We start from the raw sequence: 17,221 nt of genomic DNA, 5'->3' as shown, positions 1-17,221 counted from the left end.
CTCATGGGGGCAGGTTGCTCAGGATCTCCCTGAGGTACGGCGTGCGGCTGCTGTCGTAGGCTCCGGCCTCGGCCGCCGAGATGGCTGGCAGGATCACGTTGCCGTCGCGGTCGGCCCATTCCCACACCGTCTCGCGCGGGTCCGGGGCGGCTCCGGTGCACCAGGCCTCGATGACGGCCTCGGCCCCGTCGAAGCCCAGAAGGCTAGAGAGGTCGATGTCCTCGCTGGCGAGGGGCTGTGTGAGGGCCAGGTTCACTTCAGAACCCTGCGCAGGCCGGTCTCGCGACCGAGGGCGCCCACGGGGCCGCGGCGGAAGGTGAAACCCGAGGCGGCCGCCACCAGGTCGACACCGAGGGTCCGTCCGGCCAATGCCAGCACCAGGCGGTTCGGGGAGGCCTCCGGCACCGCGGCACGAACCAGGGCGCACGCCTCGACGGGATCCCGCCCCCGGGCCGCGAGGGCAACGATGGCCAGCGCGGGAGATCGGGACAGGCCGTCGTGACAGTAGATCAGGAGGTTGCCGTGAGACCTGGCAACGAAGTCTAGGAACACGGCAACCTGAAGCTCGGTGAACGCATCCCGTGCCCCCGGGGACGGGGCCTCGACGTCACGGAAGCACAGTCGCAGGTGAGGCCGCGAGGCCATGGCCTGGGGGGTCCGACCCCGGGGAGAAGACGGAGACGACGGCATCGGGATCCAGGAGGCGAATGGCGCCGGCCGCCACCGCTAGGGAGCAGGTGGCGAGCCTCACTTGAGCGCCACCTTGATGCGGTCGATGGACGTCTCGACGTATCTCCGGAGGTACCGGGTCAGGACCTCGTAGAGCACGTGAGGGTCGACCCCGAGCTCGGCCGCCATCTCGGCGTAGTGCCGGTCGATGAACCCGAACAGCCCGTCCCGGAATGCGCGGGCAAGGGTCGTGACGAGGGCCAGGGTCGGGGCCCTCTCGATGGACGACGCCTCGTCCTTCTTCCGCTTGATCTGTTCGCGCTTCGCCTTCTCGAACGTCCAGAACGCCCGGGCCTTGGTCACGTCTGGACCCGCTGCGGCGGGGGCCGGCATTGATGCCGAGGGCTCCGCGTCGGACGCATGGGCCGCGACGGCCGTCTGGGCACCAGGCCGCTCCCGCTGCATGGCCCGGTCGACGTTGGCCGAGTACAAGGCTTTAGCCTTGTCCGGATCGAACAGGCCGCCCGGGAGCTTGGCGCCCACGAGGCGGGTGTCCTTGAGCTTGCGCACAGCCCCCTCGGATATCCCGAGGACCTTGGCCAGTGCGCGTCCTGAGACCCCGGCGGCCATGGTCAGTCAGCCTTCATCCGGGCCTTCTGGGCCTTGGTGTCCTGGCGCTTGAACTCGATGCCCAGCGAGGTGGCCTTCGCCTTGAAGGTCACGCCTCCGCCGGCGAGGGAGGCCTCTCCCTTGTTCTGCCTCTCCCAGGCCAGGATGAGGGTGTCCGCGGCCCTGAGGTCGTTGGCACTGGCCCCGGCGATGGTGAACCGGTGGGGACCCAACATCCATGTCTCACCCGCCCGGCACACGCTGGGCTAGTCCGTCACCTGGATGTCCCGGGCCTCCTCGGCCTCCGGTGGCGGCGCCAGGATCTCCGCGTAATCCCTGAGCTCCTGCTCCCCGAACCCGAGGTCACCCAACTCGAATTCAAGCTCGCCAGCGTCGATGCTCTCCTGGAGGGACTGGAGCTCCTTCGCGAGCATGGTCTCGTCCCATCCGGCGTTGAGGGCGATCCGGTTGTCGGCCAGCACCAGGGCCGCGCGCTTCGCCTCGGACAGGCCGGTGACGCGGATCACGGGTACCTCGTCCATCCCGATGCGCATGGCCGCGGCGAGGCGCCCGTGCCCAGCGATGACCACGTCGTGCTCGTCCACGAGGAGAGGCTGCGTGAACCCGAAGCGCTCGATGGCGGCTCCGATCTGGGAGATTTGGGTGTCCGAGTGCGTACGCGCGTTGCGGTCGTAGCCGCGCAAGGTACGCACGGCTGCGAACTGGATCTCTGCGTACCTGAGACGGACGTCGGTGCGCACCCGTAACCCTCTGATCATCCAGGCGGTACGCGGGGTGCGTACCCAAAAATTTCTGGTGTGTGCCGGGCCAGCCTTCGGACCCGCGACTCCTGCTTTCGAACCCTCCAGGAGGGACCCACTCCACCCCCCCCTATCTGGCCCTTTGTCGCGGGGTTCTCGGGAAGGGATGCCCTCCCGTCGCCCCCCCTTAGGAGGGGTCAGGGAGGGCGAGGCAGTGCGGACCAGCGCACGAATGGGATCCTGCCCCGGGGCCGTGCAACGGACGATCCCAGGCCCTCCGAGGCCTCCGGGTACGCAGGGCATCGAAACCGCCAACGGGCATGCCCCTGCATGAAATCGTGCAGGGGTGAGGGACGGAGTGCGGATCATCCCTTGGGCATAGGGATGCCCTTGGGCTACGCCCCTGACCCGTCTTGAGGGGGCGCGAGACGAGCCACCAAGGCCGCACGTATCGCCTCCGTCTGAAGGGGCACGCCACCGCTATCGCGTCCCCGGAGACCCCGTAGGGCGAGGCGGAGGACCTCCCTGGCATCCACGACGCTAGCCACCAGGGGCTCCCCCGGTCGGTTCCCGACCGCGTTGGCGCAGGCCAGGAGAACGTCCCGAAGGGCGTCGACGATAGCCGCATCGAGTTGGCGAGGGTCAGGCGCGCCTGCCTCGCGAAGGGCCTGACGGGCGGCGCGTTTCCTCGCCCGGTCCGCATCACGACGGGTCGCCTTCGAGGCAGGGAGGGATGGGTTCAAGGGGATGCCGGCGGACATGCTCATAGGGTGCGCTCGACCCTGGCAAGCCACAACGAGAAACCCCGTCCTCCGTGGTGCGGGGGACGGGGTTTCGGGGGTTGAGGTGCAACGCCCGTCCCATGCGGAGACAGCTAAAAGATAGCGAATTCAGACGAATTGTACAAGGGGAGAAGCGACGTAACCTACGGTCCTGACAAGGAAAATGTCATCTCGGTTGGCTACCCCCCTGACAGCTTGGGAAGCTCTCCTGAGGCCTCCGGCCCCCGCAAGGTATAGGGTGACCCTAGAGGCTACGCCCCTATCCTACGAGGCTCTCCTAAGGCCTCCGGCCCCTATCCCTGAGGCTATCCTGAAGGCTACGCCCTGACCTCACTGAGGCATCCCCGAGGCCTCCGGCCCCTGACCGTGGAACCAGCTTTCCTCGGGCTACGCCCCCGCTTGAGGGAGGCTGTCTTGGGACCGATACGGTCGGGGACGATGTGCGTCGGGAAGGCACGAATTCCGGCTTCGTTCTCGTACGCACATACCGATTTCGCGATTGCACGAGCGTTAGCCTCTCGCCGCTCCCATGCCTCGAAAATCCCCTCACACCGCTCCTCAGACATCAAGATCCTCTCGGTCTTGATCTGGTACGCGATCATCGCCTCAAGCCTCTCCGCCGGGTCCCAGCGCAAGGGCCGAGGGGTAGGAGAAGCCACGGGCGAGACAGGAACGGAGACCGCCTCAGTCTTGACGACCTCAGGAGACGCGGAGGCGGAAGAACCCACGCAACACCCGGAACCAACCGCCCGCGCACCCCGCGCTCCCATATGTGGGGTGAATCCCCTCTTTCTTGAGGTCTGACAGGGGTTTATCTCGGCGCACGTCGCATCCATGACGTCGGCCATGATGGCGGTCACTCGGGGCCCCTTCGAGGCCTGCGTCACGAAAGAATCGTGCACCGGCAGCGCCGGTATGTTCTCCTTCTCGGACTTCTTGAGGACCTCGACGCACATCTCGCTCTCGATGTGCATCAGGCGGACCCCCATGTCGGCCCCGAGGAAATGGGCGATGGGCTCGTGCCGGTGCGTGACCGCTTTCATCAAGCCCTTCGTGTAGTCGAGGGAGTGCGGCCACTCGCCTGGGCTGTCCTCTTCCCGCTTCATGAGAGACAGGATGCCGCCGTAGGTCGTCCTCGTGTTCATGACGGTGAGGAGCGCCGCTTTGACGTGCCTCGGGTCGTACCCGTCCACGTCGTAGATTTCGCCGACGGGGACTTTCCCGGCCATGGCGTAGAGGAGCCTAGGGTGACAGGCGCTCCAGTCTTCCTCGAACGCCACCTCGCCATTGATGAGGAGCTCGATGCGTCGGGCCTGGGGGAGCTGCTGCCACCAGCCGTACAGGCGCCCGTGCATGTCCCACCGGCCGCGGCCGTAGATCCGGACCATGATGGGCGCTGGCGTGGGGCGAAGGCCAACCCAGCCGCCGGTCTTCTCGGACCGGGCGCGGACGTGCCCCGGCGTGTGGAGCCATCCGTCGCCCTCGGGCATCTCGATGCGGATGGCGCTGGCGGCCTCGTTGCGGGCTTCCATGACCTTGCGCAGGCGCCGGGTGTTGTCCGTGTCAGTGTACGCCATGCGCTCGCCGTCGACGTCCCGGAGCTCGATGACCTCCCTTGGCCCGACATGCTCGAAAGGGCAGTCGTTGAAGGCGGCGATGAGCCGGTCGGTAGCCCGCATGCGTGACTGCCAGCCGTGCGAGGCGGGCCCGGGGAGCGCACGCTCTTCTTCGATCAAGCCGAGGTCCAGGAGCTCCTGCACCGCCGCCTTGACCCGGTCGTACGTGTACGCGGTCCCTTCGTACCGGGACAGGGGCTCGTAGAACCTTTTTGACCGCGAGTATGAGACCCAGCCGCCCTGGCCCGCGAGGGCGGCGCGGACGAGGCTCGTCATTATAGAGTTCCGGGCCTCAAGGGCCCGGGGGTGGCCTATCAGGCTGACGCCGGCGGCGGCGATGAAGGCAGGCTTGGTCCTCCAATGGAAGTCCAAGGGGAAGTCATGCCCCTGGGGGGGGCGATTGGTTCGGGGGGGCATTTTATCCGCATGGTGTCGACCGTGCGCGGCCCGGCACCTCTGCGAGCCCGCACATTCGAAACGTGCCCCCAGCTTAGGCATTTAACCAGTGTTCACAGGGGCCTAGCCTTAACGCCTGAGGTTAACGCGAGACTTACCCTACCTCCTCCCATGTCTTGCCCATACGAAGTCCGTTTTCTCCCATGACACGCCCATGAGTTTCAGTCTGCCTTCACTCTGAGACCCAGGGTGTTCGGGTATGCCCTGGCGGTCATCCAGGAGCCTTGGCGGGGTATGCAAATAAATATGGGATGATGCCATGATCCTTGAGGGCTCCCATGGGAGGTCCATCAATCTCCACGGCTTACCCATGAACACCATCGGGGAAATACGAATCGAGCAAGCCGCCCAAGGAAGGGACCCCAAGGGGGGGGTGATTTCGACAGCTCATAAACCGGCCGTTGAAGCGTTCGATGGTCGCTAAGTCGTGACAAGACAGGCGATGCCGCCGCCCTGCAGGCATGGAAAAAGCCCGGCGAGCTTTACAGCTTGCCGGGCTTGCTCTTTTCAGTCGGCCGCCGCCGCCGCCGCGAGGCGGATCAGACGATTGCGCGCGTAGACTTCGCGTGCACGCTCAAGCTTCCTAGCCTTTGCGGCCTGCCGGGCTGCCTCTTTCTCGGCTTTGATCTGTTCTTCGACATTGGCGTAACTTAGCCCGTCGGGGTTGAACAGGTCGTCGGTAAAGCGGTCGCGCGGCCGTTGCACTGCGGGCTCACTTCCCATGCCCAGGGGTCCTCCTGGCCCGAATTTGGGCCTAGTTATGCTTTTCCGGCGCCTCCATGACCTGGATGAAACTTCGCCCTATGTATCAGATGCATCTAAAGAGCTTATGTCAGGTAACGTGTAAAAATCTATTGTTTTCTTTATGAGGTGCTAACCTTGTCATCTAGTCGCAGGCGGCGGCGCCCTGGTGGGGGCACGTAGTTAGGTTGGCAAACAAGGGTTAGAACGGCTTGTCTCAATATGGTGGAAAAAGTGCAACTATAGACCGACATAACTTTAGATTAGCTCTGTTCCTCTTCTGATCTGGATAAAATTAATCGAGATGTAAATGATTGACACCGAATTATTTGGCGTTAAGCTATCTGAGGTCGTGTGAGGTTGATTTTTGTTATATTGGCGCCACCATTCGTCGATGCTTTCGCGCTAATCCGTCAACGACAGGAACCACTAGGCGTTCAGACATTCTCCCCGTGGGCGGCCGTTGAACAACTCGATATAGGCGGTGTCGGTTGGCTTGCTCGGTAGGGCGGTTGATCTCGAATCCCTTCAGGTGAGAAAGGTGATGTGCCTTCAACCTGCCTGCTGCTCCAAAGCGGTATCAGCGCGGACAGAATGGCGTCTCCGTGCTAAGTGATGCCGGCAGCGACGCTCTCCGCCATGCAGACACCGCAGGTTTGCGCTTCATCCAGCCAGTGATCGAACCCTGTGACATCTGATTTTATCGACGGCTGCTAGAAACAGTGGCTCGGGACGATCTGGCAGAACAAGCGGCTGAGATCGATGACCCTGGCTACATCAGTATGCGCCCAGGTCAGCCGCCGACGTCAATAAAGGGTGTATGTTGGCGTCGACAGGCGGTTCTGACGATTCCATAGTGTGGGCACACGGCTCTTTGAAACTGGCCCTTAACCGCCCCCGCCGAGGATGCAGCACCATACCCTTCCGCCATTCGTGCGGGCACATCCAGACGACTTACAGACCTCGGTCGCCGTCCCCCTTCACCATCATCACCAACTGCCGGCTGCGGCGATGCGACCGACGTTCCAAAAAAAGCCTCCTGCCCGCCACGTAGGAGCCTCCCCAAAATTCACGGCGCGCAAATCGAGTGCAAGCCTACCTAGCGGAGGGCGGACCTTTACTCATGATCGTCGTCGCGGCTCTAAGGTTAAAGGGTGCCGTCATGGCGTGGCCCGACCTGATCGTGGCGGCGGTGATGGCCGAGATCTTCGTGACTTCCTCAATCCAAATTCTTCAGCAGGCCTGGACCGAGCACCAGAGAGACGCCGTCGCGACGCTCCCCGCACCGGCCAAGTGAGCCCCGGTCAAACCCGTTGAATGTCGAAGACCGCTACAGGACGACCATGACGACGAACGACGCACACGCCGGTCACGACCACGGGTCGCATGACCATGAGGCCCATGCGACCCATGACCATCCCGGGCATTCCCACGCCCCGGCGAGCTTCGGGAAGGCGTTCGCAATTGGCATCGCCCTCAATGTGGGCTTCGTCGCCATCGAGGCCACTTATGGGGTGCTGGCGAACTCGATGGCCCTGCTGGCCGATGCCGGACACAACCTCTCGGACGTGCTCGGTCTCGTCGTGGCGTGGATCGCGACGGTGCTGGCCAAGCGCGCCCCGAGCGCGCGGTACACCTACGGGATGAAGGGCTCCTCGATCCTGGCGGCCCTGTTCAACGCGGTGTTCCTGCTGGTGGCCGTTGGCGCCATCGCCTGGGAGGCGATCCAGCGCTTCGGCGAGCCCGCCCCGGTCGCCGGCAAGACCGTGATGATCGTCGCGGCGGTCGGCATCCTGGTGAACGGCATCACCGCCTGGCTGTTCGCCTCTGGTGCCAAGGGGGACATCAATATCAAGGGCGCGTTCCTGCACATGGTCGCCGACGCCGCCGTCTCGGCCGGGGTGGTCATTGCCGGCCTCGTGATCCTCTACACCGGATGGACCTGGCTCGATCCCGTCGTCAGCCTCGCCATCGTCTTCATTATCGTCTGGAGCACCTGGGGCCTCCTGCGCGACAGCCTCACGCTATCCCTCGCCGCCGTCCCGCCGGGCATCGACCCCGACGCCGTCCGCAGCCACCTCGAAGGACTTCCGGGGGTCGCGTCACTCCACGACCTGCATATCTGGGCGATGAGCACCACGGAGACATGCCTTACCGCCCATCTCCTAATGCCTGGCGGCCGGCCCGACGACGAGTTCCTCATGAAAACGGCCGTCGGCATCAAGGAACGGTTCGGCATCGGCCACACCACCCTGCAGGTGGAGACCAGCAGCGACACCGCCTGCATCCTCGCACCCGCCCACGTCGTTTGACCGGCATCGGGTGTATGAATGCCCCCGCGGACGGAACGGTGACGCCCATTGCAGGACGGAGGAATCGTTGATCCACGAAAACGGGGGCAACGCGGGTTCCGATGGTTCGGAACACGTCCTCCTCGTCGAGGATGACGACGGCCTGCGTCTGCTGGTCACCCGCCTTCTCCGCGAGGCGGGCTATCGTGTCACCGGTTGCAGAAGCGCCATTGAATTCTGGCGCCTCCTGCCTGCCGGTGGCGTCGACCTCGTCCTGCTTGACGTGATGCTGCCCGGGGCCTCGGGCCTTGACCTGCTCCGGGCGTTGCGCGCGAGGAGCACGGTGCCGGTGATCATGGTCAGCGCCCGCAACGAGGAGGCCGACCGGGTGCTTGGGTTGGAACTTGGGGCCGACGACTACGTGGCCAAGCCCTTCGGCCGGCCCGAGCTCCTGGCCCGTGTCCGTGCCGTCTTGCGCCGCGCCTCCATGGCACCCTCGTCGCCCTCGTCCCCGGTATCCGAGGTGCTCTCCTTCTCAGGCTGGAGGCTCGACATGCGCAGCCGCTCGCTCGTCGATCCCGAGGGGGCGGCCGTCGACCTCTCCGGCGCCGAGTACGACCTCCTCCTCGTCTTCCTCGAACACCCGGGGCGCGTGCTGGGCCGGGAGATGATCCTCGAACTGTCCCGTGCCAGGCTCGGGTCCCCCACGGATCGCAGCGTCGACACCCTGGTGAGCCGCCTGCGGCGCAAGCTCGAACCGCCCGAGGGCCTGCCTCCGGTCATCAAGACCGTGCGCGGGGCCGGCTACATGCTCGCCTCGAAGGTTGAGCGCGCTTGAGACGCCTGGCACCCTTGGCCCGCAGCCTGGAAGCCCGAACGGTCGCAGTCCTGCTCCTGGCCATCCTCGCCGTCCACGGCGGGGCACTGCTTCTCTATCGGCAATCCGCGACCGCCGCGGCGGACGATGCGTTCGCGCGGCAGGTCGCCAACCAGCTTACCCTGGCGCGCGAGGCGGTGCTCCGCCGCCCACAGACCGAACGCGACGCCGAGGCGAAGGCCCTGTCGTCCGCGCATTTCGAGCTGGGATGGTCGCCGACCTCGACCCTGCTCCCTGACAGGGCCGGCGACCCGGCGATGTGGTCGCTCAGGTCCCGGATGATCGCGTCGGAGCCGAGCCTCGAACCCGGTCTCGCACTCGCGATGGACAGTGGCCACGAGGCCCTTCATCAGGAGGACCTGGGCGGTGCGCTCGCCCTGGCGGACGGGAGTTTTTTGACCTTCCGCTCGGCCCATGCACCCGGCCTCGCACGGCTCGGATCGTGGGCCTACCTCGCGACGGCGATGGCCATCCTCGTCGGTGTCGCCGCCGTCGTTCTGATGCACCGGATCGCGGGACCGTTGCGCGACCTCACCCGCGCTACGGCCGAAATCGGGCACGGAAAGGTGGTCCCCGTGAGGGAAGCCGGCCCCGACGAGACCCGCGATATCGCCCGGGCCCTCAACGCGATGCAGGACCGCATCCATCGGCTGGTGACGGAACGGACCCAGGCCCTGGCGGCCGTCTCCCACGACCTGCGCACCCCCATCGCGCGGCTTCGCCTCCGCCTCGACGGGCTGCCCGAGGGCGGCGAGATCCGGGCGATGGGCTCGGACCTCGACGACATGCAGGCGATGGTCGATTCGACCCTGGCGTACCTTCGGGGCGACGCGGACCCGGAGCCGCGCCAGGTTGCCAACGTCGCGAGCGTCCTCATGAGCATCGCCGACACGTCCTCGGACGCTGGCCGCGAGGTCGCCTATGCGGGCCCTGGCCGCGCACTCGCGACGGTGCGCCCAGTTGCGCTGCGACGCGCGCTCGACAACGTCGTCGACAACGCCGTGCGTTACGGGACCCGCGCCTTTATTTCGCTCGACGTGGAGCCGGAAGAGCTGGTGCTCACCGTCGAGGACGATGGTCCAGGCATCCCGCCTGAAGAGGTCGCCCGCGCCTTCGAGCCGTTCACCCGCCTCGAAGCGTCGCGGAACCGCAACACCGGCGGCACCGGCCTCGGCCTGACCATCGCGCGCCGGATCGTCGAGGCGGAGGGAGGCGGCATCGCCCTATCCAATCGGTCGGGAGGCGGCCTTCGGGTCCGGATCTCCCTGCCGCGCGCCGGTCGCTGACACACTTCGTCACGAACCAGGCGTCCGGGTGTAAAACAGGGTCGCTATCTCAGGTCTCGAAGCGGCCGCACCGGCTGCCGAACCCCAGGGATCAGAATTATGAAGCGTACCATCGCCGCCCTTCTCACCCTCGGCCTACTAGCAGGCCTCTCGGCTCCCGCCTACGCCGCCGAGGACGGGCATGGGAACGCGAACAATCCCGAGCGCTCCGTGCCGAACACCGGCGGCGTGGCCGGTGGCCCGGCCCATCGCGACGACCCGCGCGAGAGCGAGGCCCGCGAGGTCGGCAAGGACGGCAAGCCCGTCCATTCCGACAAGGATGGGCACGCCCACGGTCACTCCCACGGCAAGAAGTGAGCGGACGACGCTGACCTCGGAAGGCCGGGAGGATGCACCGATGCGTACGCTTCCCCTCCTGGTCGTCTTCGCCTTCCTTGCCGTCGGCATAGGCTACGCCCTTGGCGGGGGATGACCGGTCCGCTCCCGCCCGACGGCTTCACGGTACGGTAGTGCCCTCCTCGGTGCCGTGAACCGCCCGCCTCGGCCTCGTGCCGGGGCGGGCACCCCTCCCGTGGTCCTTCCAGTCTCCGCCCGACCACGAAGAGCTGTTGCGCTTCCATGCCGTAACCCGCGTGGGTGCCGCCCTGCAGGATCGTCGTTTCGCGCACACGATCCCGCGTCGCACGAACTCCCTTGCCAAATATTCCCGAATTTCACCGGGAGCATTCGGATCGGTTTTCTCGATCCGTACGTTCCTGCGCAGTATTCGAGAGAGGGAGCCTCAACATGAAGACCAAGTTCGGAGCCATCGCCGCCATCGTGACCCTGGCCTTTTCGCCGGTCGCGGCCCTTGCGCAGCACATCGATGTCGGCCCGGGCGGCGTCAGGGTCCATGGCGACGGTCATGGTGAGCGCCACGGCGAGGGGCATCACGGGGACCGCCATGAACACCGCGAGGTCGTGCGCGAGCATCACCACCATGACGACCACCACGATGACCATCACGGCGGCGAGCGTCGCACGACGATCATCGAGCGTCACTGAGTTCTGCCGATCCGGGATCTCGTGAACCTGTTTCACGGCGTCCCGGATATCTTCATCCACGCTTCCATGAACGGCTGTTTCAGGCTATGGGGAACGTCGGTACTACGGCGAGCGCCGGCACCACCACCATCACCACGACGACTATTAAGGTTCGACCCTGCCAAAGGGCCATCCGGCATGTACGGGTGGCCCTGAATCGTTCATAAGGCGACCATGACCACGGGACCTCGGATCAGGGCCTACGAGACGATGCGCTGCTGGTGGGCGACCACCGTGCGAGTGCTCTCGCTCGTCTTGGTCCTGGCGCTCGTCGTCCCGGGCGCGATCCATTCCGCCGAGGCCCACCGGTCCGTTGGTCACGAACTGTCCGTGTCCGCACCAACCCTGGCAGCCGCCGTCGATCACTCCGATGCCTGCCCCGCCTGCCATGCCACCTGCGGCTGCCATCAGGCACTCAGCGTCGACGGGACGCCGGCCCTACCGCCCCGCGGGACGGGGCGTGCCTCCTACGCGACCGTGACCACACCCATCGGATCGGTCTCGCCCGACCGCCAACCCAGGCCGCCTCGCGCCTGAGGCGACGCCGCCACGTCCGTGGCGCGTCCCGGCCGGCCCCACACGGGTCACGGCTGCCTCTAATTCGCGAAATACCCAGTACGGGACCGTTTCCCGCCGCCTAAGCGGCCGTGCGACGTCCCGGTCGGAACCCGGCCCATTCCCATGCGTGCATTCCTTTCCGTGGCTTTCCTGGCCATCGGCATCGTCATCGGCGGTGCCTTCCCCCGTGTGTCCGAGGTCGTGCAGGGCGCCCTCGCGGCCGCCGGCCTCACGAACGCCCGGGCGACGCCCCCAACCAATGCGGCCGTTACCAGGCCGGTGACACCCGCAGCCGACGATGGGCACGGTCACGGCGACCATGGCCACGAGCATGCCGACGGCGAGCCCAAGCCTTCCGGCGAGCACAAGCACTCCGAGGGAGAGGCCAAGCCCGAAGCCGGTGGCCACAAGCACGCCGAGGGCGAGGCGAACGGCCACGACGAGGAGGGCGAGGGCAAGATCAAGATGACGGCCGAGCAGGCCGCCGAGCAGGACATCGAGCTGGCGATGGTCGAGGGCGGGATTCTCTCGCGCCATTTGCTGGTGCCCGGCACCATCGCGCAGGACGCCGACCGGATCGCACGCGTTCCCGTGCGGGTCGTCGGCACCGTGTCCGAAATGCGCAAGCGCCTCGGCGAGGAGGTCGCCAAGGGCGAGGTCGTGGCCGTACTCGACAGCCGCGAGGTCGCCGAGGCCAAGAGCGACTTCCTCACCGCGACGGTCAAGGCTGACCTGGAGAAGACGAACTTCGACCGCCAGCAGGCCCTCTGGGACAAGCGGATCTCCGCGGAATCGGCATTCCTGAACGCGAAGGCCGCCTACTCGGAGGCGACGCTCAGGGTCGATCTCGCGCGCCAGAAGCTGTCGGCCCTTGGCCTGAACGCCGCCGAGGTGGCGACGTCCGCCAGGAAGGACGAGACCACGCCGAACCTGTCGAGCCTACGCCGCTACGAATTGAAGTCACCCCTCGCCGGGCGGGTGGTCGAGCGCAAGGTCGACGTCGGCACCGCCGTGGGCAAGGAAGGCGACCCGGCCGACGTCTACACGGTCGCCGACCTGTCCTCGGTGTGGATCGAGCTCGCGGTTCCGACCACCGAACTCTCGAAGGTCCGCGAGGGTGCCAAGGTGACCATCGTCGGCGACGCCGCCGCCCGCGGCGAGGGCAAGGTGGTGTTCGTCAGTCCCATCCTCAACCCGGAGACGCGCTCGGCTCGGGTCATCGTCGCCCTGCCGAACAAGGACATGGCCTGGCGGCCCGGCACCTTCGTCACCACCGAGGTCGAGATCGCCCAGGACAAGGTCAAGGTGCGGCTGCCCAAGTCCGCCATCCAGACCATCGGCGGCGAGAAGGTCGCCTTCGTGCGGACCCCGGAGGGCTTCGAGCGCCGGGACGTGACTCTCGGCAGGGCCGACGATGACGCCTTCGAGATCCTTACCGGCCTCAATCCCGGGGAAGAGGTCGCTGTGGCCAACTCCTTTGTCCTGAAGGCCGAGCTCGGCAAGGCCGAAGCCGACCACGCGCACTGAGGGCGGCCATCATGATCTCGAAGATCCTTGACTTCTCTGTCCACCAGCGCTGGCTCGTGGTGCTTCTGTCGCTGCTGGCGGCAGGGTTCGGTGTGTTCTCGCTGACCAAGCTCCCCATCGACGCGGTGCCAGACATCACCAACAACCAAGTCCAGATCAACACCACGGCGCCCTCGTTGTCGCCGGTCGATATCGAAAAAATCATCACGTATCAGGTCGAGACGGCACTCGCGGGCATCAAGGGGCTGGAATACACCCGCTCGCTCTCACGAAACGGGTTCTCCCAGGTCACTGCCGTCTTCTCCGAGACGACGGACATCTACTTCGCCCGCCAACAGGTTGCTGAGCGCCTTCAGGAGGCTGAGGCGGCGATGCCGTCCGGGGTTGAGCCGCGCATGGGGCCAATCTCGACCGGGCTCGGCGAGATCTACATGTGGTCGGTGCACTACGCGAAGCCCGGGGAGCGCAAGGTCTCGCCCGTCGGTAAGCCCGGCTGGCAGTCGGACGAAAGCTATCTTACCCCCGAGGGCCAGAGGCTGAGGACAGAGCTCGAACGCACAGCCTATCTGCGCACGGTCCAGGACTGGATCATCCGTCCCCAGGTGAAGACCGTGCGGGGCGTGGCCGGCGTCGACGGCATCGGCGGCTTCGAGAAGCAGTACCATGTCCAGCCCGATCCAATGAGGCTGACCGCCCTCGACCTGTCATTCGCCGACATCGGCCGTGCGCTGGAAGCCAACAACGCCAACCAGGGTGCGCGCTACCTGGAGGACAACGGCGAGGGCTACGTCGTGCGCGCCGCTGGCCGCCTGGAGACCATGGAGGACATCGGTTCGGTCGTCGTGACCACGCGCGGCGGCGTGCCGGTGCGTATCTCCGACATCGCTGAGGTCCGTATCGGGCGCGACCTGCGCACCGGCTCGGGCAGCGAGGACGGGCAGGAAGTTGTCATCGGCACCGCACTGATGCTCATCGGCGAGAACAGCCGCACCGTGGCCGCCGCCGTCGATGCACGCATGACCGAGATCCGGCGCACGCTCCCGCCGGGTATCGAGGTCCAGACGGTCCTCAATCGCACCGTCCTCGTCGAGGCCACCATCCGGACGGTGGCGAAGAACCTAGCCGAGGGCGCCGCCCTCGTCGTCGTCGTCCTGTTCCTATTGCTGGGCAACATCCGCGCAGCCATCGTCACGGCGCTGGTCATCCCGGTGGCGATGCTGATGACCATGACCGGCATGGTCCAGGGCCGCATCAGCGCTAACCTGATGAGCCTCGGTGCCCTCGACTTCGGCCTCATCGTCGATGGGGCCGTCATCATCACCGAGAACGCCCTGCGCCACCTCGCCGAGAGACAGGCGGAGCTCGGGCGCAAGCTCGAACTGGAGGAGCGCCTCGCTACCGTACGGGCCTCGGCCGAGGAGATGATCAAGCCGAGCCTCTACGGGCAGGCCATCATCATCCTCGTCTACGTGCCGCTCCTGACTTTCACCGGGGTCGAGGGCAAGATGTTCGAGCCGATGGCGCTCACCGTCATCATCGCTCTGGTCGCGGCCTTCGTCCTGTCGCTCACCTTCGTGCCGGCGATGATCGCCATCGTCATCACTGGCCGGGTCACCGAGACCGACAACCTCTTCGTCCGGGCGATCAAGGCTGCCTACCGTCCGGTCCTCGGGGCCGCCCTACGCGTGCCCATGCTGTTCGTCGCGGCCGCGCTCGTACTCCTTGTCGGCGCCGGCTTCCTGTTCAAGGGGCTGGGGCAGGAGTTCATTCCGCAACTTGACGAGAAGAGCATCGCGCTAAACGCCCAACGCATCCCGTCGACCTCCCTGACGCAGTCGCAGGCGATGCAGTTGAAGGTGGAGCAGGCCATCAGCCGATTCCCCCAGGTCGCCTACGTCTTCTCGAAGACCGGCACCGCGGAGGTCGCCTCTGACCCGATGCCGCCGAGCTCGTCCGACACCTTCGTCATCCTGAAGCCGCAGGAGGAATGGCCCGACCCGGACCTGTCCAAGGCCGAGTTGCAGGAGCAGATCGAAAAGGCCCTCGGGGCGCTCGCTGGCAACGTCTACGAGTTCTCCCAGCCGATCCAGCTTCGCTTCAATGAGCTGCTGGCCGGCACCCGCGGCGACCTTGCGGTTAAGGTGTTCGGCGAGGAGTTCGAGCCGATGCTCAAGGCCGCAAACCAGGTCGCTACGATCCTGCGCGGGACCGAGGGCGCCGACGACGTCAAGGTCGAGCAGACTGCTGGCTTGCCGTTCCTAGAAATCAAGATCAACAAGACCGAGGCCGCACGCCTCGGCCTGAGCACATCGGCCATCCAGGAGGTCGTCGGCGCGGCTATTGGCGGCCGCGAGGCCGGAATGGTGTTCGAGGGCGACCGGCGCTTCCCCATCGTGGTGCGCCTGAACGACAAGGTGCGAGAGGATCGTGAGGCCCTAGAGAACATCCCGATCCCGCTGCTTCCCGGGCTCAACGGTCGAGCATCCTCCGTACTGCTGAAGCAGGTCGCCAGCTTCTCGGTAACAGAGGGCCCCAACCAGATCTCGCGCGAGAACGGCCGGCGCCGAGTCGTAGTCACTGCCAACGTGCGCGGCCGCGACATCGGCTCGCTCGTGGCCGAGGCCCAGGCCAAGGTGGCGTCTGGGGTCTCGCTCCCGGCCGGCTACTACGTCACTTGGGGTGGCCAGTTTGAGAACCTGGCCTCGGCGCGCCAGCGCCTGATGGTGGTGGTGCCGGTCTGCTTCTTCCTGATCTTCCTGCTGCTGTTCTCGGCCCTGAACTCGGCCCGGGACGCTCTCCTGGTGTTCAGCGCCGTGCCCCTGGCGCTCACCGGTGGCATCGCGGCCCTATGGCTGCGGGGCATGCCGTTCTCGGTGCCCGCGGCCGTTGGCTTTATCGCCCTGTCCGGGGTGGCGGTGCTCAACGGCCTCGTGATGCTGACCTACATCAAGCAGCTCATCGCCGATGGGCGTCCGCAGCGTGAGGCTATCCTGGAGGGCGCCATGACCCGGCTTCGTCCGGTGGCAATGACCGCCCTAGTGGCGTCCCTCGGGTTCGTGCCGATGGCGCTGGCGACCGAGACCGGTGCCGAGATCCAGCGTCCGCTGGCGACCGTCGTCATCGGCGGCCTTATCTCGGCGACCCTGCTGACCCTCGTCGTCCTGCCGGCCCTCTACGCCAAGTTCGCAGGGAAGATCGTCGTAAGGAAGGATCGGCCCATGCCGGTCCAACCGCACCTCCGGGCCGCCGAGTAGGAGGGCCGGATGAGTAAGAAGTTAGGTCGAGCCACGGCTCACTGGGGCGCTAAGGGTGGGCGTCGCAGACGCCACGTCAGGACGCATGTCCGTAAAGCGGCCCGGCATACGTTCTGGCTCGTGATGCTGGGCGTCCCGGCCTGCGTGTACCTTCTTTACTGCCTCTGCCACATCGGTGGGGAGCCGCATTTCCACCTGACCCCAACGAACCTCAGGCATCCTTAGGACAGCTCCCCGTGGGGGGACAACGCCTCGATGATGCGGCAGTCGGCGACCGACCCGCATCCGCATTGACCAATAACGTCGCGCAGTTCGTGGGCAAGCCGGGTTAGGTCGGAGAGTTTGCGCTCGACCTCCGCCAGGTGCGCGCGGGCGATGGTATCGACTTCGGTGCAGGAACGCTTGCGGTCGTCGGCTAAAGCGAGAAGCTCCCTGACCTGGTCCAGCGTGAAGCCAAGGTCCCGTCCACGTCTGATGAAGCCCAGACGACGCAGGTGCTCGGTACCGTAGAGGCGGTAATTGCCCGCCGACCGCGCCGGCGCCGGCAAAAGGTTGACCTTCTCGTACCAGCGGATTGTCTCAACGCTGGTGTTCGTCGCCGCCGCCAAATCGCCGATGGTCATGGAGGATGTGTGCGCCATGGCCTTGACCCTGTAGTTGCTACAGGGCGCATGTAGGTTCTCCGACCCGTCGGCACGAGGCCCAGGTCGA

Annotated in this window: 17 protein-coding genes; 9 read left to right on the top strand and 8 right to left on the bottom strand. The window is 66.1% G+C overall.

Annotation, left to right across the window (positions count from 1 at the left end; all coding sequences use genetic code 11):
* Position 1 precedes the first annotated feature (1 nt).
* From ACFQ4G_RS05365 to ACFQ4G_RS05335, 7 genes are all read right to left on the bottom strand, one after another.
* Complete coding sequence (locus tag ACFQ4G_RS05365; protein WP_056306591.1) at positions 2-256, bottom strand: hypothetical protein; 255 nt, start codon at positions 254-256, stop codon at positions 2-4.
* Positions 253-645 carry a hypothetical protein gene (locus ACFQ4G_RS05360; protein WP_056306592.1) on the bottom strand — a complete coding sequence of 131 codons (393 nt, stop codon included), beginning with the start codon at positions 643-645 and terminating at the stop codon, positions 253-255. The genes ACFQ4G_RS05365 and ACFQ4G_RS05360 overlap by 4 nt, the downstream gene beginning before the upstream one ends.
* A 102-nt stretch (positions 646-747) precedes the next feature.
* Positions 748-1,299, bottom strand: a complete 552-nt coding sequence (locus ACFQ4G_RS05355; protein ID WP_056306593.1) for a hypothetical protein — start codon at positions 1,297-1,299, stop codon at positions 748-750.
* Between the two features lie 2 nt (positions 1,300-1,301).
* The gene (locus ACFQ4G_RS05350) at positions 1,302-1,514 is read right to left on the bottom strand and encodes a hypothetical protein (RefSeq protein WP_056306594.1); all 213 of its coding nucleotides are present in this window, start codon (positions 1,512-1,514) and stop codon (positions 1,302-1,304) included.
* Between the two features lie 30 nt (positions 1,515-1,544).
* Positions 1,545-1,991: a ParB/Srx family N-terminal domain-containing protein gene (locus ACFQ4G_RS05345; RefSeq protein ID WP_162239286.1), complete on the bottom strand. Its 447-nt coding sequence runs from the start codon at positions 1,989-1,991 to the stop codon at positions 1,545-1,547.
* A gap of 1,147 nt (positions 1,992-3,138) precedes the next feature.
* Positions 3,139-4,713 carry a hypothetical protein gene (locus ACFQ4G_RS05340; protein ID WP_238206020.1) on the bottom strand — a complete coding sequence of 525 codons (1,575 nt, stop codon included), beginning with the start codon at positions 4,711-4,713 and terminating at the stop codon, positions 3,139-3,141.
* 687 nt (positions 4,714-5,400) lie between these two features.
* Positions 5,401-5,616 carry a hypothetical protein gene (locus tag ACFQ4G_RS05335; protein ID WP_082479311.1) on the bottom strand — a complete coding sequence of 72 codons (216 nt, stop codon included), beginning with the start codon at positions 5,614-5,616 and terminating at the stop codon, positions 5,401-5,403.
* 1,141 nt (positions 5,617-6,757) lie between these two features.
* On the opposite strand from ACFQ4G_RS05335, the gene ACFQ4G_RS05330 reads away from it, so the two are divergent.
* The 9 genes from ACFQ4G_RS05330 to ACFQ4G_RS05290 all read left to right on the top strand — a co-directional run bounded on the left by ACFQ4G_RS05330 (position 6,758) and on the right by ACFQ4G_RS05290 (position 16,510).
* Entirely contained in the window at positions 6,758-6,931 is a 174-nt protein-coding gene (locus tag ACFQ4G_RS05330; protein ID WP_018044278.1) for a hypothetical protein, read from the top strand.
* A gap of 46 nt (positions 6,932-6,977) precedes the next feature.
* Positions 6,978-7,946 carry a cation diffusion facilitator family transporter gene (locus ACFQ4G_RS05325; protein ID WP_018044279.1) on the top strand — a complete coding sequence of 323 codons (969 nt, stop codon included), beginning with the start codon at positions 6,978-6,980 and terminating at the stop codon, positions 7,944-7,946.
* 67 nt (positions 7,947-8,013) lie between these two features.
* Positions 8,014-8,763, top strand: a complete 750-nt coding sequence (locus ACFQ4G_RS05320; protein ID WP_018044280.1) for a response regulator transcription factor — start codon at positions 8,014-8,016, stop codon at positions 8,761-8,763.
* Positions 8,760-10,088 carry an ATP-binding protein gene (locus ACFQ4G_RS05315; RefSeq protein WP_026176008.1) on the top strand — a complete coding sequence of 443 codons (1,329 nt, stop codon included), beginning with the start codon at positions 8,760-8,762 and terminating at the stop codon, positions 10,086-10,088. The genes ACFQ4G_RS05320 and ACFQ4G_RS05315 overlap by 4 nt, the downstream gene beginning before the upstream one ends.
* Positions 10,089-10,187: 99 nt before the next feature.
* The gene (locus ACFQ4G_RS05310; RefSeq protein WP_018044282.1) at positions 10,188-10,445 is read left to right on the top strand and encodes a hypothetical protein; all 258 of its coding nucleotides are present in this window, start codon (positions 10,188-10,190) and stop codon (positions 10,443-10,445) included.
* A gap of 429 nt (positions 10,446-10,874) precedes the next feature.
* Positions 10,875-11,132, top strand: a complete 258-nt coding sequence (locus ACFQ4G_RS05305) for a hypothetical protein (RefSeq protein ID WP_018044283.1) — start codon at positions 10,875-10,877, stop codon at positions 11,130-11,132.
* Between the two features lie 213 nt (positions 11,133-11,345).
* Complete coding sequence (locus ACFQ4G_RS05300; RefSeq protein WP_238206019.1) at positions 11,346-11,708, top strand: hypothetical protein; 363 nt, start codon at positions 11,346-11,348, stop codon at positions 11,706-11,708.
* Positions 11,709-11,852: 144 nt separating this feature from the next.
* Positions 11,853-13,256 carry an efflux RND transporter periplasmic adaptor subunit gene (locus ACFQ4G_RS05295; RefSeq protein ID WP_018044286.1) on the top strand — a complete coding sequence of 468 codons (1,404 nt, stop codon included), beginning with the start codon at positions 11,853-11,855 and terminating at the stop codon, positions 13,254-13,256.
* A gap of 11 nt (positions 13,257-13,267) precedes the next feature.
* Positions 13,268-16,510 (top strand): efflux RND transporter permease subunit, encoded by a 3,243-nt coding sequence (locus tag ACFQ4G_RS05290; protein WP_018044287.1) that lies wholly within the window; start codon positions 13,268-13,270, stop codon positions 16,508-16,510.
* A 221-nt stretch (positions 16,511-16,731) separates the two neighbouring features.
* Here the strand turns inward: ACFQ4G_RS05290 and ACFQ4G_RS05285 are convergent, their stop codons facing one another.
* Positions 16,732-17,133: a MerR family transcriptional regulator gene (locus ACFQ4G_RS05285; RefSeq protein ID WP_026176009.1), complete on the bottom strand. Its 402-nt coding sequence runs from the start codon at positions 17,131-17,133 to the stop codon at positions 16,732-16,734.
* Between the last annotated feature and the right edge of the window lie 88 nt (positions 17,134-17,221).

The sequence above is a fragment of the Methylobacterium marchantiae genome, from assembly GCF_042679825.1.
Taxonomy (GTDB): domain Bacteria; phylum Pseudomonadota; class Alphaproteobacteria; order Rhizobiales; family Beijerinckiaceae; genus Methylobacterium; species Methylobacterium marchantiae.
The sequence above is the reverse complement of the archived record's forward strand: the minus strand, read 5'-3'. Positions and strand labels throughout refer to the sequence as shown.

What these genes read in the sequence shown, in the direction of transcription:
- ACFQ4G_RS05310 (WP_018044282.1), top strand. Translation starts at nt 10,188, where the DNA reads ATGAAGCGTACCATCGCCGCCCTTCTCACCCTCGGCCTACTAGCAGGC.
- ACFQ4G_RS05295 (WP_018044286.1), top strand. Translation starts at nt 11,853, where the DNA reads ATGCGTGCATTCCTTTCCGTGGCTTTCCTGGCCATCGGCATCGTCATC.
- ACFQ4G_RS05340 (WP_238206020.1), bottom strand. Translation starts at nt 4,713, where the DNA reads ATGACGAGCCTCGTCCGCGCCGCCCTCGCGGGCCAGGGCGGCTGGGTC.
- ACFQ4G_RS05305 (WP_018044283.1), top strand. Translation starts at nt 10,875, where the DNA reads ATGAAGACCAAGTTCGGAGCCATCGCCGCCATCGTGACCCTGGCCTTT.
- ACFQ4G_RS05350 (WP_056306594.1), bottom strand. Translation starts at nt 1,514, where the DNA reads ATGTTGGGTCCCCACCGGTTCACCATCGCCGGGGCCAGTGCCAACGAC.
- ACFQ4G_RS05330 (WP_018044278.1), top strand. Translation starts at nt 6,758, where the DNA reads ATGATCGTCGTCGCGGCTCTAAGGTTAAAGGGTGCCGTCATGGCGTGG.
- ACFQ4G_RS05300 (WP_238206019.1), top strand. Translation starts at nt 11,346, where the DNA reads ATGACCACGGGACCTCGGATCAGGGCCTACGAGACGATGCGCTGCTGG.
- ACFQ4G_RS05355 (WP_056306593.1), bottom strand. Translation starts at nt 1,299, where the DNA reads ATGGCCGCCGGGGTCTCAGGACGCGCACTGGCCAAGGTCCTCGGGATA.
- ACFQ4G_RS05285 (WP_026176009.1), bottom strand. Translation starts at nt 17,133, where the DNA reads ATGACCATCGGCGATTTGGCGGCGGCGACGAACACCAGCGTTGAGACA.
- ACFQ4G_RS05360 (WP_056306592.1), bottom strand. Translation starts at nt 645, where the DNA reads ATGGCCTCGCGGCCTCACCTGCGACTGTGCTTCCGTGACGTCGAGGCC.
- ACFQ4G_RS05290 (WP_018044287.1), top strand. Translation starts at nt 13,268, where the DNA reads ATGATCTCGAAGATCCTTGACTTCTCTGTCCACCAGCGCTGGCTCGTG.
- ACFQ4G_RS05335 (WP_082479311.1), bottom strand. Translation starts at nt 5,616, where the DNA reads ATGGGAAGTGAGCCCGCAGTGCAACGGCCGCGCGACCGCTTTACCGAC.
- ACFQ4G_RS05325 (WP_018044279.1), top strand. Translation starts at nt 6,978, where the DNA reads ATGACGACGAACGACGCACACGCCGGTCACGACCACGGGTCGCATGAC.